This is a genomic window from Croceicoccus pelagius, from assembly GCF_001661915.1.
GTDB classification, from domain to species: domain Bacteria; phylum Pseudomonadota; class Alphaproteobacteria; order Sphingomonadales; family Sphingomonadaceae; genus Croceicoccus; species Croceicoccus pelagius.
Genome location: NZ_LYWY01000039.1, coordinates 47,038 through 63,790 on the forward strand (window position 1 = coordinate 47,038; position 16,753 = coordinate 63,790).

General features: G+C 64.4%; 12 protein-coding genes. 11 read left to right on the plus strand and 1 reads right to left on the minus strand.

What is annotated here, in order from left to right; genetic code table 11:
- Nucleotides 1-92 precede the first annotated feature (92 nt).
- Complete coding sequence (locus A9D15_RS11590) at nucleotides 93-3,680, plus strand: hydantoinase B/oxoprolinase family protein (protein WP_066765180.1); 3,588 nt, start codon at nucleotides 93-95, stop codon at nucleotides 3,678-3,680.
- A gap of 91 nt (nucleotides 3,681-3,771) precedes the next feature.
- Nucleotides 3,772-4,494 (plus strand): NAD(P)H-dependent oxidoreductase, encoded by a 723-nt coding sequence (locus tag A9D15_RS11595; RefSeq protein WP_066765182.1) that lies wholly within the window; start codon nucleotides 3,772-3,774, stop codon nucleotides 4,492-4,494.
- A gap of 133 nt (nucleotides 4,495-4,627) precedes the next feature.
- Here the strand turns inward: A9D15_RS11595 and A9D15_RS11600 are convergent, their stop codons facing one another.
- A complete protein-coding gene (locus A9D15_RS11600) occupies nucleotides 4,628-6,385 on the minus strand; it encodes an acyl-CoA dehydrogenase family protein (protein ID WP_066765184.1) in 1,758 nt (585 codons plus the stop codon).
- A 124-nt stretch (nucleotides 6,386-6,509) separates the two neighbouring features.
- On the opposite strand from A9D15_RS11600, the gene A9D15_RS11605 reads away from it, so the two are divergent.
- The 9 genes from A9D15_RS11605 (at nucleotide 6,510) to A9D15_RS11640 (ending at nucleotide 16,687) form a co-directional block, all read left to right on the plus strand.
- Nucleotides 6,510-7,097 carry a TetR/AcrR family transcriptional regulator gene (locus A9D15_RS11605; RefSeq protein WP_066766059.1) on the plus strand — a complete coding sequence of 196 codons (588 nt, stop codon included), beginning with the start codon at nucleotides 6,510-6,512 and terminating at the stop codon, nucleotides 7,095-7,097.
- 17 nt (nucleotides 7,098-7,114) lie between these two features.
- Complete coding sequence (locus A9D15_RS17165) at nucleotides 7,115-7,207, plus strand: helix-turn-helix domain-containing protein (RefSeq protein WP_425304729.1); 93 nt, start codon at nucleotides 7,115-7,117, stop codon at nucleotides 7,205-7,207.
- A gap of 33 nt (nucleotides 7,208-7,240) precedes the next feature.
- Complete coding sequence (locus A9D15_RS11610) at nucleotides 7,241-8,113, plus strand: LysR family transcriptional regulator (protein WP_066765185.1); 873 nt, start codon at nucleotides 7,241-7,243, stop codon at nucleotides 8,111-8,113.
- A gap of 119 nt (nucleotides 8,114-8,232) precedes the next feature.
- The gene (locus tag A9D15_RS11615; protein WP_066765187.1) at nucleotides 8,233-9,396 is read left to right on the plus strand and encodes an isovaleryl-CoA dehydrogenase; all 1,164 of its coding nucleotides are present in this window, start codon (nucleotides 8,233-8,235) and stop codon (nucleotides 9,394-9,396) included.
- A complete protein-coding gene (locus A9D15_RS11620; RefSeq protein ID WP_066765189.1) occupies nucleotides 9,393-9,686 on the plus strand; it encodes a hypothetical protein in 294 nt (97 codons plus the stop codon). The genes A9D15_RS11615 and A9D15_RS11620 overlap by 4 nt, the downstream gene beginning before the upstream one ends.
- Nucleotides 9,683-11,284: a carboxyl transferase domain-containing protein gene (locus A9D15_RS11625; protein ID WP_066765190.1), complete on the plus strand. Its 1,602-nt coding sequence runs from the start codon at nucleotides 9,683-9,685 to the stop codon at nucleotides 11,282-11,284. Before A9D15_RS11620 ends, A9D15_RS11625 begins: the two co-directional genes overlap by 4 nt.
- Entirely contained in the window at nucleotides 11,284-11,682 is a 399-nt protein-coding gene (locus A9D15_RS11630) for a hypothetical protein (protein ID WP_066765193.1), read from the plus strand. Before A9D15_RS11625 ends, A9D15_RS11630 begins: the two co-directional genes overlap by 1 nt.
- 2 nt (nucleotides 11,683-11,684) lie before the next feature.
- Complete coding sequence (locus tag A9D15_RS11635) at nucleotides 11,685-13,592, plus strand: acetyl/propionyl/methylcrotonyl-CoA carboxylase subunit alpha (protein WP_066765194.1); 1,908 nt, start codon at nucleotides 11,685-11,687, stop codon at nucleotides 13,590-13,592.
- A 182-nt stretch (nucleotides 13,593-13,774) separates the two neighbouring features.
- Nucleotides 13,775-16,687 (plus strand): TonB-dependent receptor, encoded by a 2,913-nt coding sequence (locus A9D15_RS11640; protein ID WP_229660271.1) that lies wholly within the window; start codon nucleotides 13,775-13,777, stop codon nucleotides 16,685-16,687.
- The last annotated feature ends 66 nt before the right edge of the window (nucleotides 16,688-16,753 follow it).

The window sequence follows — 16,753 nt, forward strand, 5'->3', positions numbered from 1 at the left end:
CGCACGGTTCTTGCTGCAATGCAACATTCTTGCGTTTGCGATCGGGGTCAAGTCTGTGCCACGCGGGCGCGGGTGATAATTGAAGGAATATTATGACGCAGGGCAGCTGGCATTTCTGGATCGACCGGGGCGGCACTTTCACGGATGTGGTGGCGCTGTCGCCGGAAGGCGGGATCGAAACGCGCAAGTTGCTGTCCGAACATCCCGAACGCTACCGCGACGCCGCGATTCAGGGAATCCGCGACGTTCTGGGTGTGGAGGCGGGGGCGGACCTGCCGTCGGAGCGGATCGCGGCGGTCAAGATGGGCACGACGGTTGCCACCAACGCCCTGCTGGAACGGGCGGGCGAGAAAGTCGCGCTGATCGTCACGCGCGGATTCCGCGACGTCCTGCGCATCGGATACCAGAACCGCCCGCGCCTTTTCGACCGGCACATCGTCCTGCCCGACCGGCTGGAATCCCTGGTGATCGAGGCGGACGAGCGCGTCGATGCACACGGCAAGGTTCTGACGCCGCTGAACGAAGCGGCGGTGCGGGCCGAACTGAAGGCTGCGCGTGAAGCGGGCTGCACGGCAGCGGCGGTGGTGCTGATGCACGGCTATCGCCACACCGCGCACGAGGCGCGGATCGCCGAGATCGCCGCCGAGGTCGGCTTCACACAGGTTTCGGCCAGCCACATGGTCAGCCCGGTGATGAAGATCGTCGGGCGCGGGGATACCACGCTGGTCGATGCCTATCTCTCGCCGGTGCTGGACCGTTATGTCGCGCAAGTGACCGACGCGCTGGGCGGCGAAGTGCCGCTGGCGTTCATGCAGTCGAACGGCGGGCTGGCAGGCGCGGCGCAGTTCCGGGGGCGCGATGCGATCCTGTCCGGGCCTGCGGGCGGCATCGTCGGCATGGTGGAAACGGGGCGCGAGGCGGGCTTCGACCGCCTGATCGGCTTCGACATGGGCGGGACCAGCACCGATGTGTCGCACTATGCCGGAGAGCTGGAGCGCGTGAACGAAACGGTCGTGGCGGGCGTGCGTTTGCGCGTGCCGATGCTGTCGATCGATACCATCGCGGCGGGCGGCGGGTCGATCTGCCGGTTCGACGGCACGCGCCTTCGCGTCGGTCCGGAAAGCGCGGGCGCGGACCCGGGGCCTGCCTGCTATCGCCGAGGCGGGCCGCTGACCGTTACCGACTGCAACGTCATGCTGGGCAAGCTGCGCTCCGATTGTTTCCCCGCATTGTTCGGCGACGACGGGCAGCAACCGCTCGACGCCGAAGTCGTGCGCGCCAGGTTCGCCGAGCTTGCCGAGGAAGTCGCTGCCGCGGGCCTGCCGCGCAAAACGGGCGAGGAACTGGCCGAGGGTTTCCTTGCCATCGCGGTCGACGCCATGGCCAATGCGATCAAGAAGATCTCGGTCGCGCAAGGGCACGACGTCTCGACTTACGCGCTGTCCTGCTTCGGCGGGGCGGGCGGTCAACACGCCTGCCTCGTCGCCGATGCGCTGGGCATGGATACGGTACTGCTGCATCCGCTGGCGGGCCTGCTTTCGGCCTATGGCATCGGGCTTACCGACCAGCGGATCGTGAAGCAGCAGGCGATCGAACGGCGTGTCGACGAAGGCGGGCTGGACGCGGCGGAGAAGGCGATGGGCGCCTTGCGTACAGAGGCCGGGAGCGAAATCGAGAGCCACGGCTTCGACACCGGCGCGATGCAGGTGCGGCGCAGGCTCATGGTTCGCTATCTCGGCACCGATACCGCACTCGAAGTCGCGTTCGGCAGCGAGGCGGAGGTGCGCGCAGAGTTCGAGGCGCTCTACCGCCAGCGCTTCACTTTCATCTCGAAAGCGCCGCTGGTGGTCGAGGCCGCGCAGGTAGAGCTTGTGGTGCCATCCAACCGCCCGTCGGCCAGCGTAGGGGCAGAGCACGAGCCGCAGGATACTCGCACCGTGCCCGTTTTCGCTGGCGGTGAGACACGCGATGCGAGCCTGATGCCGCGTGCCGCGCTTGGCATCGACCAGCCGCTGACCGGCCCCGCGATCCTTTATGACGACACCGGCACAATCGTCGTCGAACCCGGCTGGCAGGCGCTACGCCGCGCATCGGGCGATATCGTGCTGACCCGCGTGACCCCGCGTGAGAATGCCAGCATCGGCACCGCGCTGGACCCCGTGCGGCTGGAAATCTTCAACAACCTGTTCATGGCGATTGCCGAACAGATGGGGCAGGCGCTGCAGAACACGGCGCTTTCGGTGAACATCAAGGAGCGGCTCGACTTTTCCTGCGCGCTGTTCGACGGCGACGGCGCGCTGATCGCCAATGCGCCGCACATGCCGGTGCACTTGGGGTCGATGGGCGACAGCGTCCGCGCGGTGCGGGACAAGGCGCTCGATACCGACCGGCTGGCTGATGGCAACGCGTGGTTGGTCAACAATCCCTATTGCGGGGGTACGCATTTGCCCGACCTTACCGTCGTCATGCCGGTGTTCGAGGGGGGCGAATGCCGCTTCTGGGTCGCGGCGCGCGGGCATCATGCCGACATCGGCGGCACCACCCCTGGATCGATGCCGCCTGATAGCCGCACGCTGGACGAAGAAGGCGTGCTGTTCGACAGCTTCCTGCTGGTCGAAGGCGGCGGGCTGCGCGAGGAAGCCTTGCGCGCCGAACTGGCCAAGGGCGCCTATCCCGCCCGCGATCCAGACCGGAACGTGGGCGACCTTACCGCCCAGATCGCGGCCTGCGCGCGCGGGGCGGCGGACATTCACCGCATGGTGGGCGAGTTCGGTTTGGAAGTGGTGGAGGCCTATATGCACCACGTTCAGGCCAACGCGGCCGAAGCGGTGCGCCGCGTGCTGGACCGTTTGCCCGACGGCAGCTTCACCTATCCGCTGGACGCCGGCACGCAGATCACCGTTGGCCTTGCCATCGACCGCGAAGCCCGTTCGGCCCGCATCGATTTCACCGGCACCAGCGTACAACAGCCCAACAATTTCAACGCCCCGCCCGCGATCTGCCGCGCCGCGACACTTTACGTCATGCGCACGCTGATCGACGAAGACATCCCGATGAACGACGGGTGCCTCTGGCCGGTCGAACTGGTCATTCCCGAAGGCTCGATGCTTGCCCCGCACCATCCCGCCGCAGTGGTTGCGGGCAATGTCGAGACGAGCCAGGTCATCACCGATGCACTTTATGGTGCGTGCAAAGCGTTGGCGGGCGCGCAGGGGACGATGAACAACTTCACTTTCGGCAACGCGCGTTACCAGTATTACGAAACGATCTGCGGCGGATCGGGCGCGGGGCCGGATTTCGACGGGACCAGCGCGGTGCAAACGCACATGACGAACTCGCGCCTCACCGACCCCGAAGTGCTGGAATGGCGCTTTCCCGTGCTGCTGGAAGCGTTTTCGATCCGTGAGGGTTCGGGCGGGGCAGGGCGGCATTCGGGCGGCGACGGCGTCGTGCGGCGTATCCGGTTTCTCGAGGATATGACCGCGACGATCCTGTCCAACCGCCGCGTCGTGCCGCCGTTCGGTTTGAACGGAGGAGAGCCGGGCGCGCTCGGCATCAACCGCGTGGAGCGTGCGGACGGCAGAACGCTATCGGTGCCCTCGACCGGAAGTGTGGAGATGAAACCCGGCGACGTATTCGTGATCGAGACGCCGGGCGGGGGCGGGTTCGGCAAGGCGTGAGCGATACCCGTCCGGTGTAACGTGCCAGTCGGCAAGGTAATTGACGTATCGTCACGCTCCCCCTAGCGCTCGGGCAAAGGGAGGCTGAAGGATGACGGAGACTACCGGCAGGCGTGCGCTGCTTGTCCATGCCCATTCCGAAAGCGATTCCTTCGTGGCCGCCATGCGCGACACGATTGCTGGCGCGCTGACGGACGACGGGTGGGAGATCGATCATTCCGACCTCTATGCGATGGGCTTCAACCCCGTGCTTTCGCCCGCTGACTTCACCGAGCGGCGCGACGCCGACCACCTGACTTACGCACTGGAACAGCGGAACGGGTACGAGACCGGCACTTTGGCGCCCGACATCATGGCCGAAATCGCCAAGGTCCAGGCCGCCAGCCTGATCGTCTTCACTTTTCCGGTGTTCTGGTTCTCGGTTCCCGCGATCCTCAAAGGCTGGATCGACCGCACCTTCGTGTCGGGCCTGTTCTATCGCGGGCGCGGAATCTATGGTGCGGGCGGCATGACCGGTAAAAAAGCTTTCGCCGCGTTCAGCCTCGGCGGGCGTGAGCATATGTTCGGCCCCGGCTCGATCCACGGAGAGCTGGAAACGGGGATGCTGCGCCATTTCCTGCAGGGCAGCCTCGGCTATGTCGGGATGGACGTGATCGAGCCGTTCGTGGCCTATCACACGCCCTACCTGCCGATAGAGGACCGGACCGCCGCGCTGGACGCCTTGCGCGATCAGGTCCGCGATCTGGATGCCCGCGCGGTGCTGCCGATGCCGGACCTTGGCAAGTTCGACAAAACTTTCGCGCCACTCGGCTGATCTGCCGGATTCCGGCGGAAAGCGTCGTCTTGTCGCAGTCGCGCGCGCAGACGGCGACGTGGCGGGGGCGGCAAGACTGCTGGACCTGACGAGGCGGCAGATCGACTACCGCCCCGGGGCGCGCAACGTCTGATCAGAACAAGTCTGCGGGAAGCGCCATGACCGGGTCCGGCCCCGCCGCAATGGCCGCTTCCAGTGCGCCTGCCTGCGGCAGGATATGGGCGGCGTAGAAGTTCGCGAGCGCGAGGTTGCGCGTCTTCGTCGCCTCGTCGCCGTGTTCCAGCGAGGCAGCGGCCATCCGAACCCACATCCACCCCATCGACGCGATCGCGAAGAGACGCAGGTAGTTCACCGCAGCCGAACCCATCGCATCGATAGAGGTGTCGGCCTGCACCGCCGCGCTTGCCTTGCGCAGCGACGCAAGGGCCGCGCGGGCAGCGGGCAGCAGCGATGCTTCAAGCTCGCTCGCGCCTTCGCCCAAATCCGCCTCGATCCGGCCCAAATAGCTGGCCAGCGGCGCGCCGCCCGCCATCGTCACCTTGCGCGTGACGAGGTCCATCGCCTGCACGCCGTTGGTGCCTTCGTAAATCTGCGTAATGCGGGCATCGCGGACGAACTGCTCCATTCCCGCTTCCCAGATATAGCCGTGGCCGCCGAAGACCTGCTGCGCGTTGACGGCGGTTTCGAAGCCCATGTCGGTAAAGGCGGCCTTTACCACCGGCGTCAGAATTGCGACATCGGCGTTGGCGGCGGCGCGGGTCGCATCGTCGGGGTGACGGGCGGCGACGTCCATGCGGATCGCGGTCCACGCCGCCAGCGCGCGGGCCGGTTCGACGAAGCTGCGACCCATCAGGATCATGCGGCGCACATCGGCGTGGTTGATGATCGGGGCAGGGCCGGTGCCATCGGGCCCGCGTCCCTGCAGGCGTTCGTGGGCATAGGCGACCGCATTTTGCACCGCGATTTCGGCAACGCCGAGGCCCTGAATACCGACGTAGAGGCGTTCGGCGTTCATCATCGTGAACATGGCATTCAAACCGCGCCCCGGTTCGCCGATCAGCCAGCCGGTGGCATCGTCGTAATTCATCACGCAAGTGGGCTGCGCGTGGATGCCCATCTTGTGTTCCAGCGCCGCGGCGGACACGCCGTTTTCGCCGGTGACGTTGCCGTCATCATCGGTCATGAGCTTGGGCACGAGGAAAAGGCTGATCCCTTTCACCCCCGGCGCCGCATCGGGCAGGCGCGCAAGGACGAGGTGGATGATGTTGTTGCCGAAATCCTGATCGCCCGACGAGATAAAGATCTTCGTGCCAGTCACCTTGTAGCTGCCGTCGCCGACCGGCACCGCCTTGGTGCGCAGAAGGCCCAGATCGGTGCCGGCGTGTGCTTCGGTCAGCGCCATCGCGCCGCACCATTCGCCGGTGGTCAGCTTCGGCAGATACTTTGCCTTCAGTTCTTCGCTGCCGTGTTCGGCCAGCGCTTCGGACGCGCCGCGCGTCAGGCCGGGGAACAGGCCGAAGGACATGTTTGCCGACGACACCATTTCGTCCAGCATGATCTGGAAAGCGCGGGGCAGGCCCTGGCCTTCGTAGTCAGGTTCTCCCGAAAGCGCGCCCCAGCCGCCCTCGACAAAGGCGTGGTAGGCATCGGCGAACCCGTCTGCCGTCGTCACCTTGCCATCAGCCAGCGTCGCGCCCTGCCGGTCGCCCGACTGGTTCAGCGGCAGCAGCTGCTGGGCGCAGAAGCGGCCCGCCATCGACAGCAGTTCCTCGCCGAATTCGGCCGATACGTCTTCGCACCCCGGAAGGGCGGCGACCTCTGCGTCGAAATCGACGACGTGGTCGAGGATGAAGCGCATCGAGCGGACGGGCGGTTCGTACTGGATCGGCATGGGAAATCCTCTGCGTCGGAATCGGCTGGTGCGAGTGTTCGCGCGTTATGTATCGAACGATCGTTACAATCAAGTGAGTGCAGGGCTTGCCAGCGGGCCCCATGGGCGCTTACGCATGGACATCATGAGTAGGGGGCCGCGCAAAGGCGCGAAATCACAGGGGGATACGGCGACCCGAGAGGCCGAAGTCGTTGCCGCGGCGGCCGAACTTTTCGCGCGGGACGGCTATGCCGGAACCAGCATCCGCGACATTGGGGAGAAAGTGGGCCTGCTGGGCGGCTCGCTCTACTACTACATCCGGTCGAAGGAGGCGCTGTTTGTTCGCATCCACGACGATGCCTTGCAGACCGCCGAAGACCGCATCCGCGCCGCGATCGAGGGCGTGACCGACCCGAACGCACGGTTGGCCACGGCGTGCCGCACGCTGCTGGCAATCCAGCTCGATCCCAATTCGCTGACGACGCCGTTGATGAACGACTTTCGTTCAGTGCCCGGCAACGTGCGCGAGCAACTGGTCGAACGCCGCGACGCCTTCGAGGACCTGTTCCGCGACCTCGTCCGCGAAGCGAGCCTGCCTGCCGGTGTTGACCGGGAGGTCTATCGCATCCTGCTGCTCACCACGCTAAACAGCGCGGCAAGCTGGTACCGGCCCGGCCGACTGTCGCTGGACGAAGTGGCGCAGCAGATCCTGCGCACGTATTCCATTACCTGACCGGCAGCCGCGCCGCACTGGACCGGCTCGACGGCAATATCAGCCAGGCCGCCCGCGCCATCGGCATGACCCGCGCGCAGGTTCAGTACTCGAAAAAGAAGAACGGCTGATCTTGCCGCCGACTTGGGCTATAGGTTTTTCCTATGATCAAGCGTTCGCATATCCGCCAGTTCCTCGCCGTGGTCGAAACCGGCAGCTTCACGCTGGCCGCCGGGCGTATCCGCGTGACGCAGCCGACGCTCTCGGCGGGCATTGCAGACCTTGAACGCATGGTCGGATCGCGGCTCTTCGTGCGCGACCGGCGGCACGTGCGGTTGACCGAAGCAGGCGGACGTTTCCTGCCGTTGGCGCGGGAGCTGGACCGGAATTTTCGCGCCGTCGACGGTTTCGGTGTGAGCGCGCAGGGCGACTGGCCCACGTTGAAGCTGGGCGTCATCCGGTCGGTGGCTGCGCCCCTGCTGGAAGCGGTTCTGGCGGGGCTGGGCGGGGCATTTTCGATCGAACTGGTCGAAGGCACCGATTCCGAGCTACGCGCCTCGCTTGCCAGCGGGCGGGTCGACATGATGCTGGGGCTGATCCGCGACGAGGATGACGGCGCGATCCCGTTGATCAGCGAGCCTTACGTCCTGTTCGTGCCGTCCTCGCACCGGCTGGCGGGGCAGGCAGTGGCTGAGCCTGAAACGCTGGGTTCCGAAGTCATGATAGCGCGCCGATCGTGTGAGGTTCTTGACCGGACCAGCACGTTCTTCACCCGCCTCCACGTTCGTCCGCGGTTTTCGCTGCGGAGCGATAGCGAGGAGCGGTGCATGGCGATGGTCGCGGCAGGGCTGGGCATCACCACCGCGCCGCTGTCGCACCGGCGCGAAGGGATCGAGCCGGTGGCCATCGAAGGATACGACTTCGCCCGCACGCTGGGACTGCGGGCCGATCCGGCGTGGCTGACGGACGAACGTGCCGCAGCCTGCCGGAAGGTCGCCGCAGACATCGCGGAACGCTTTGCGCCCGAGGCTCGTTGACCAAAGAAGGTGTTGTCATAGATTTTTTCTATGATGATCCGCTCCGACTTCCAATTTCTCTCCTGTCTGCCGGTCCGGTAGGAAGGGGGCAGACTAGAACATTCTTTGGGCAGGATTTCATGCGAGCCACTCCCGAATTCGATTTCGCGCTGGGCGAAAGCGCCACGATGATCCGCGATACCGTCGCGCGTTTTGCCGACGAACAGATCATGCCGCTGGCCGATCGCATCGACCGCGACGACTGGTTCCCCCGCGACGAGTTGTGGCAGCAGATGGGCGAGCTTGGCCTGCACGGCGTGACCGTGTCGGAGGAATACGGCGGCCTCGGCCTCGGCTATCTCGATCACCTGATCGCGGTTGAGGAAGTGAGCCGCGCCAGTGCCTCGCTCGGCCTGTCATACGGCGCGCATTCCAACTTGTGCGTCAACCAGATCCACCGCTGGGGCAGCGACGCGCAGAAGGCGAAGTACCTGCCCAAGCTGGTCAGCGGCGAACACGTCGGTTCCCTCGCGATGAGCGAGGCTGGCGCGGGCAGCGACGTCGTTTCGATGAAGATGCGCGCGGACAAGGCCGATGGCGGCTGGGTGCTGAATGGTACCAAGTTCTGGATCACCAATGCGCCTTATGCCGACACGCTGGTCGTCTATGGCAAGACCGACCCCGATGCAGGCCCGCGCGGTATTACGACGTTCCTGATCGAGAAGGACTTCGAAGGCTTCTCCATCGGTCAGAAGATCGAGAAGATGGGCATGCGCGGATCGCCCACGGCGGAACTGGTCTTCGATGACTGCTTCGTGCCGGACGAAAACGTCATGGCCGGTGTCGGCGAAGGCGTGAAGGTCCTGATGAGCGGGCTCGATTACGAGCGCGTCGTGCTTTCGGGTGTTCAGCTTGGCATCATCCAGGCCTGTCTCGACGTCGTCATTCCCTACGTGCGCGAACGCAAGCAGTTCGGCCGCCCGATTGGCGAATTCCAGCTCATGCAGGCCAAAATCGCCGACATGTACGTGGGGCTGCAGTCAGCGCGCGCCTATTCCTACGCCGTCGCCAAGGCCTGCGATGCGGGCCAGACGACGCGCTTCGACGCGGCGGGCGCGATCCTGCTGGCATCCGAAAACGCCTTCCGCGCCGCTGGCGAGGCAGTCCAGGCATTGGGCGGTGCGGGATACACCACCGACTGGCCGGTCGAACGGTTCCTGCGCGATGCCAAGCTGCTCGACATCGGTGCCGGGACCAACGAGATCCGCCGCATGCTGATCGGCCGGGAGCTGATGAAGGGATGAGCGAGACCACCCTTACCGCTTTGCAATATTACGGAGCGGGAGCCGCGCTTGTCGCCGCGTTCCTCGTCTCGTTGAATCTTGGAGAGCGGATTACGGGTTGGGCTTTCGTGCTCTTCGTCACCAGTTCGATCGCGCTGATCGCGTGGGGTTTCCTGAATGATGAAGGTGCAGGCATCGGCTGGCAGAACGTCGGCCTGCTCGGCATCAACATCGTTGGCGTTTTCCGCCACCTGATCTTTCCGCGATCCCGCAACAACTCACAATTTCGCAAGAAGGTTCCCCCTGAATGAGCGCACCTGTTCTCAATTCGAAGCTGGACCTGTCATCGCCCGAGGCGCAGGCGCGCAGGCGCCATAACAAGGCGCTGGCCGAAGAACTTCGCGCGAAGGTGGCCGAAGCCTCGCTGGGCGGGGCGGAACGCCACCGCGAACGCCACGTTGCGCGGGGCAAGCTGCTGGCGCGCGATCGTGTCGAACGCCTGCTCGATCCGGGCGCGCCGTTCCTTGAGGTCGGGCAGCTGGCTGCGAACGGCATGTATGGCGGCGACGTCCACGGGGCGAGCATGATCGCCGGCATCGGCGTCGTATCGGGCCGTCAGTGCATGATCATCGCCAACGATCCCACCGTGAAGGGCGGATCGTACTACCCGATGACGGTAAAGAAGCATTTGCGCGCGCAGGAGATCGCCGAGGAAAACCGCCTGCCGTGCATCTACCTCGTCGATAGTGGCGGCGCGAACCTGCCCTATCAGGCGGAAGTATTCCCCGACCGCGACCATTTTGGCCGCATCTTCTACAATCAGGCGCGGATGAGCGGCATGGGCATTCCCCAGATCGCCTGCGTCATGGGCAGCTGCACCGCAGGCGGCGCCTACGTTCCGGCGATGAGCGACGAGACCGTGATCGTGCGAGAACAGGGCACGATCTTCCTTGCCGGACCGCCGCTGGTGAAAGCTGCGACGGGAGAGGAAATCAGCGCCGAAGACCTTGGCGGCGGCGATCTGCACACCCGCAAGTCGGGCGTGGCCGATCACTTGGCCGAAAACGACGAACACGCGCTGGCCATCGTGCGTGACATCGTCAGCCACCTTGGCCCTAACGAAGGCGCGAAGCTGGCCCTGCAGGCCGCCGTTCCGCCCAAATACGACGCGGACGAGCTTTACGCGATCATCCCCGACGACGTGCGCGCGCCCTATGACGTCCACGAAGTCATCGCGCGCATCGTCGACGCGAGCGAGTTTCACGAGTTCAAGCCGCTCTACGGCAATACGCTCGTCACCGGCTTTGCCCATATCCACGGGATGCCGGTCGCGATCCTTGCCAACAACGGCGTGCTGTTTTCGGAAAGCGCGCAAAAGGGCGCACACTTCATCGAACTGGCGTGCCAGCGGCGCATTCCGCTGCTGTTCCTGCAGAACATTTCGGGCTTCATGGTCGGCGGCAAGTACGAGGCAGAAGGCATCGCCAAGCACGGTGCGAAGCTGGTAACCGCAGTCGCCACGGCGCAAGTGCCGAAGATCACGGTGCTGATCGGCGGCAGCTTCGGAGCGGGCAACTATGGCATGGCGGGCCGCGCCTATCAGCCGCGCTTCCTGTTTTCCTGGCCCAACAGCCGCATCTCGGTCATGGGCGGCGAACAGGCGGCCAGCGTGCTCGCCACCGTCCACCGCGATGCCGACAAGTGGAGCGCGGAGGAAGCCGAGGAATTCAAGGCCCCGATCCGCCAGAAGTACGAGGACGAGGGCAACCCCTACTACGCCACCGCGCGGATGTGGGACGACGGCGTTATCGATCCGGCACAGACCCGCGACGTGCTGGGCCTCGCCTTTGCCGCCGCGCTGGAAGCGCCCATCCCCAAGCGTGCGCCGTTCGGCGTGTTCAGGATGTGATGGCGATGTGGGCGATTCTATTTGGCGATGAATGCGAAGTTACGCCTGACCGGGAGTGGGTCGACGACGCCCTTGCTCGCATGCCTTACGCGAAGAGCGGCAATCAATGGCTCTGCCTGATGCGTGATGATGGCGATCAGATGAACGTCCTGTGGCAATCGCCTGCCTATTTCTTCGAATGGAATAATGAAGAGATGGGGGGTGCCCTCGCTGGATACCGCGCTGGCGAGGGTCTTGATCATCGACCTCAAGAACGAACAGGCTTCCTGGGAAACTTGTTCGGGAAAAAGGCTGGGCTGACGGGCAGCGGATTCTCGCAATCCGAGGCAACCGCCATGCTGGATGCCTATGTGAGAGGAACTCCGGCCTTCCCCGACTTGCATTGGGAGCCATTATAGAAATGATCAAATCAATCCTCATCGCCAATCGCGGCGAGATCGCCTGCCGTGTTATTCGCACCGCGCGTGCCATGGGCATCCGCACGGTCGCGGTCTATTCCGATGCCGATGCCAACTCGCTCCACGTTCGCATGGCGGACGAGGCGGTGCACATCGGCCCGTCACCCGCTGCCGAAAGCTATCTTGTCGGTGAGCGCATCATTGCCGCCGCCAAGGACACCGGCGCAGAGGCGATCCACCCCGGCTATGGCTTCCTGTCGGAGAACGCTGCCTTCGCGCAGGCGGTGCTCGATGCAGGGCTCGTCTGGGTCGGCCCCAAGCCTGCCAGTATCAACGCCATGGGCCTGAAGGACGCGGCCAAGGCGCTGATGGCAGAGGCGGGCGTGCCGGTTACGCCCGGCTACATGGGTGAGGACCAGTCGGACGAGCGGCTGAAGGCCGAGGCCGACGCGATCGGCTACCCCGTGCTGATCAAGGCCGTTGCCGGTGGCGGCGGCAAGGGGATGCGTAAGGTCGACGAGGCTGGCGAGTTCCTGGCCGCGCTAGAATCCTGCCGCCGCGAGGCGCGGGCGAGTTTCGGTAACGACGTCGTCCTGATCGAGAAGTTCATCCTCTCGCCCCGCCATATCGAGGTGCAGGTTTTCGGCGATGCCCACGGCAACGTCGTTCACCTGTTCGAGCGTGACTGCTCGCTCCAGCGCCGTCACCAGAAGGTGATCGAGGAAGCGCCCGCACCCGGCATGGACCCCGAAACGCGCGAGGCGATCTGCGCCGCCGCGGTCAAGGCCGCGCAGGCGGTGAATTACGAAGGCGCAGGCACGATCGAGTTCATTGCCGATGCCAGCGAAGGCCTGCGCGCCGATCGCACGTGGTTCATGGAGATGAACACGCGGCTTCAGGTCGAACATCCGGTGACCGAGGAAATCACCGGCGTCGACCTGGTCGAATGGCAGATCCGCGTCGCCAGCGGCGAACTGATCCCCAAGGGTCAGGACGAGCTGTCGATCAACGGCCACGCGATCGAGGCACGCCTCTATGCCGAAGACCCCGCCAGCGGCTTCCTGCCGAGCACGGGACGGCTGGACCACTTGTCGTTCGGACTTGCCACCCGTATCGAAACCGGCGTCGAGGAAGGCGGGCAGGTTTCGCCCTTCTATGACCCGATGATTGCCAAAGTCGTCTGCCATGCCGAGGATCGCGACACTGCTATCGATGATCTGGTCGCCTCGCTTGCCGATACCGAGGTCTGGCCGGTTCGTACCAATGCGGGCTTCCTCGTGCGCGCCCTGGATGCCGGGGATTTCCGCGACGCGAAGCTCGATACCGGATTCATCGAACGGCACGGCGATGAACTGGTGCCCGATGGTGAGGCCGACGACATGGTCTGGAATGTCGCGGCGCGCATTGCCTATGGCGATGCGGATGGGGATTTGGCCGGTTTCCGCCTGAATGCGCCGGTGCGCCGCAGCGTCTGGCTGTCGCATCGCGGGGAAGGGCGCGTGCTCGATCTTGCGGCGGCAGAGGCGGACAGTACGGCAGTCGGCGAAATGACGCCCGACTTCTTCTCTACCGATGACACGCTGGTCACCGGCTATGCCGATGGTGACCACGTCATCGTGTTTGCCGACGGCATGGGATACGGTTTCGATACCGTCATGCGCGGATCGGGCCATGGTTCGGCCCACGACGGCGATATCCTTGCGCCCATGCCTGGCAAGGTTCTTGCGCTCGACGTTGCCGAGGGTGACGAGGTCCGGGAAGGCCAGCGCCTGATGGTGCTGGAAGCGATGAAGATGGAACACGCACTGACCGCGCCCTTCGACGGGACGGTCGCCGATCTGGCGGCCGAGATCGGCGGTCAGGTCGAAGTCGAAGCCCTGCTTGCGCGGATCGAACCCAAGGAGGAGTGACACCTTAGCAACACCCTGTAGAAGCGGTGACAGACAATTCGACGCCCTGTTGACATGCCGTTTGATAACGTTCACATGAACGTTCACAACGCATTTCACCGGACGGAATCGGGGTCTACCGATTCGACGGGCAGGGGAGAGGACTGATGGCGCGACGCAGCGTGCGTATTGCATTTACATTCATGACCGGGGCTTCGGCCCTTGCAATGGCTGCTGCTCCGCAGGCTGCCATGGCTCAGGACGCGATGACGGCGGCATCCGACGCCGAAGAAGACAACGTCATCATCGTCACCGGCATCCGCGCCTCGCTGCAGGCTGCGGCCGACATCAAGCGCGACGCGCAGGGTGTTGTCGACGCGATCAGCGCGGAAGACATCGGCAAGTTCCCCGACACGAACCTTGCCGAATCGCTTCAGCGCATCACCGGCGTTTCGATCGACCGCAACAGCGGTGAAGGTTCGACCGTTACGGTTCGCGGCTTCGGTCCCGATTTCAATCTCGTCCTGCTGAATGGCCGCCAGATGCCCGCATCCGGCCTTGGCGGTTGCTGCGAAGCGCCTGCTTCGCGCAGCTTCGATTTCGCCAACCTCGCATCCGAAGGGGTTGCCGCGGTCGAGGTCTACAAGTCGGGCCGCGCCTCGCTGCCCACCGGCGGTATCGGTTCGGTCATCAACATCCGCACGCCGCGTCCGCTGGACCGTCCGGGCCTGCAGGGCAGCGTCGCTGCCAAGGCCGTGAAGGACCACACTTTCGACGGCACCAAGATCACCCCCGAACTGTCGGGCATCGTCAGCAGCACGTTCGCCGACGATACGATCGGTGTCCTGCTGTCCGGTTCGTACCAGCGCCGCAAGGCAAGCCTGGCGCAGTTCAATGCCGGTTGGCGCGAAGGCTATCTGGGCGACGAAAACAACTGGGGCTCGCTGGGTTATGGCCCGAATGTCGAAAACCGCCCCGACGCGACCGACACCTACCAGATTCCGCAGAACGCCGGTTACGATTTCACCGACATCGATCGCGAACGCTTTAACGGCCAGGCCGTGCTGCAGGTTGCGCCCAGCGACCAGATCAACGCCACGATCGACTACACGTTCTCGCAGAACACGATCGACGCGCGTACGAATTCCATCGGCGTGTGGTTCAATCACGGCGACACGCAGAGCAGCTGGACCGACGGCCCGTCGGCTGGCCCGAATTTCTATGCCGAGGCATTCGGACCCGGAAAGGACCTTGCCATCACCGGCGCGGTCGCGGCCAACCGCAGCATCAACCACTCGCTGGGCGGCAACATCGAATGGGAACACCCCAGCGGCATGCGCTGGGAACTGGACGCCCACCATTCGACTGCCGAATCGAAACCGACTTCGCCTTATGGCAGCAACATCGCCGTCGGCTCGGCCATCTTCGGTGTGGAATCGCAGGCCATCGACTTCACCTCGGACATGCCGGTCATCTCGGCCAACATGTACCCCGGCTCGGAAATCGATGCCTCGAACATCCGCCCGGCAGGCAACGCCTTCCGCAACGCCTACATGCGTAACCGGATCAACGAGATCTCGCTGAAGGGCGGCTACGATTTCGACGCGGGCTTCATCGAAAGCCTCGATTTCGGCGTGACCTACACCGAGAACAAGGTCCGTTCGGCCTACGGCTTCATCCAGAACGATACCTGGGGCGGCACGCTGACGGCCGATGAGACGCCGGACGACCTGTTCACGATCAACAACCTGCCGGAAGACCTTTCGGGCATGAACGGCGCGAACGACCCGTCGATCATCCCGAGCTATTTCCAGGTGGATACCGCGGGCCTTATCAATCTGCTCGACAGCCAGATCGGAATCTGCGCCGGCACGGGCGCAGGTCCGGGCACTTGCCTTGCCGACTACACGATCGATCGCACCGTCAATGAAAAGACGCTGGCCCCGTTCATCCAGTCGACGCATGCCTTCGATCTGCTTGCTGGCGAAGCACACCTGCGTCTCGGCATGCGGTATGAAGAGACCACGATCAATTCGCGTGCCCAAGTTCCGGTTCCGACCAGCACTGCGTGGGTCGGCGCGAACGAAATCGCGATAAACTACAGCGACAACGGCGACTTCACCCGTCTCAAGGGCAGCTACGACAATTGGCTCCCGGCGATCGATTTCGACATGACGCCGATCGACAACGTGAAGCTGCGTGCGGCCTACAGCCACACGATCACGCGTCCGCGCTACGATCTTCTGCAGGGCGGCCTGACGCTTGCCGCGCCGATCCGTCCCGATGGCGGCACCACCGCGTCGGCGGGCAACCCAGGCCTGCTTCCCTACAAGTCGAAGAACATCGATGCTTCGGCTGAATGGTATTATGATACGGCCAGCTACGTGTCGGTCGGCTACTTCCGCAAGAAGGTGTCGAACTTCCCCGTCACCGGCGTTACCGAAGGTCCGCTTTACGGCCTGACGAACCCAGCGCAGGGACGTGGCGGAGAGCTGATCGCAGAAGCGGCAGCCGCTCTTCCGGCAGGTTCGAACTTCGACGAGCAGCTGGCATATGTGGCCGCGAACTATCCCAGCGTGATCGATCCGGTCACGGGCGGCATCCTGGGCCAGTCGGGCGATCCGCTGGTCAACTTCCGCCTGTCGCAGCCTTTCAACGGCGACCGCACCGCGACGCTCGACGGCTGGGAATTCGCGATCCAGCACAACTTCTGGGATACCGGCTTCGGTGCGATCCTGAACTACACGATCGTCAACAGCGATACGTTCTATGACAACACGCTGCGCTATACCGAAACGCAGTTCGCCATCACCGGCGTCAGCGACAGTGCGAATGCCGTGCTGTTTTACGACAAGGGCCCGCTGCAGGCGCGTATCGCCTACAACTGGCGCGATGGCTTCCTGTCCGGATATGACACCGATCCGTACTACATCGAAAGCTACGGCCAGTTCGATGCAAGCGCGAGCTATGAGTTCATTCCGGGCCTGACCGGCTTTGTCGAAGGCATCAACATCACGAATGCCGATCGCAAGGGCCACAGGCGCAACGATCAGTCGGTCTTCTTCGCGGCACCGGGTTATGCCCGCTACGCGGCAGGTGTCCGCCTGAACTTCTGATCCGGCGACGCGCCAGTGCGGGAGAGCGACCCCGCACTGGCCGCCACTCGCCAGATAAGCGCGGCA

What these genes read in the sequence shown, in the direction of transcription:
- A9D15_RS11590 (WP_066765180.1), top strand. Translation starts at nt 93, where the DNA reads ATGACGCAGGGCAGCTGGCATTTCTGGATCGACCGGGGCGGCACTTTC.
- A9D15_RS11595 (WP_066765182.1), top strand. Translation starts at nt 3,772, where the DNA reads ATGACGGAGACTACCGGCAGGCGTGCGCTGCTTGTCCATGCCCATTCC.
- A9D15_RS11600 (WP_066765184.1), bottom strand. Translation starts at nt 6,385, where the DNA reads ATGCCGATCCAGTACGAACCGCCCGTCCGCTCGATGCGCTTCATCCTC.
- A9D15_RS11605 (WP_066766059.1), top strand. Translation starts at nt 6,510, where the DNA reads ATGAGTAGGGGGCCGCGCAAAGGCGCGAAATCACAGGGGGATACGGCG.
- A9D15_RS11610 (WP_066765185.1), top strand. Translation starts at nt 7,241, where the DNA reads ATGATCAAGCGTTCGCATATCCGCCAGTTCCTCGCCGTGGTCGAAACC.
- A9D15_RS11615 (WP_066765187.1), top strand. Translation starts at nt 8,233, where the DNA reads ATGCGAGCCACTCCCGAATTCGATTTCGCGCTGGGCGAAAGCGCCACG.
- A9D15_RS11620 (WP_066765189.1), top strand. Translation starts at nt 9,393, where the DNA reads ATGAGCGAGACCACCCTTACCGCTTTGCAATATTACGGAGCGGGAGCC.
- A9D15_RS11625 (WP_066765190.1), top strand. Translation starts at nt 9,683, where the DNA reads ATGAGCGCACCTGTTCTCAATTCGAAGCTGGACCTGTCATCGCCCGAG.
- A9D15_RS11630 (WP_066765193.1), top strand. Translation starts at nt 11,284, where the DNA reads ATGGCGATGTGGGCGATTCTATTTGGCGATGAATGCGAAGTTACGCCT.
- A9D15_RS11635 (WP_066765194.1), top strand. Translation starts at nt 11,685, where the DNA reads ATGATCAAATCAATCCTCATCGCCAATCGCGGCGAGATCGCCTGCCGT.
- A9D15_RS11640 (WP_229660271.1), top strand. Translation starts at nt 13,775, where the DNA reads ATGACCGGGGCTTCGGCCCTTGCAATGGCTGCTGCTCCGCAGGCTGCC.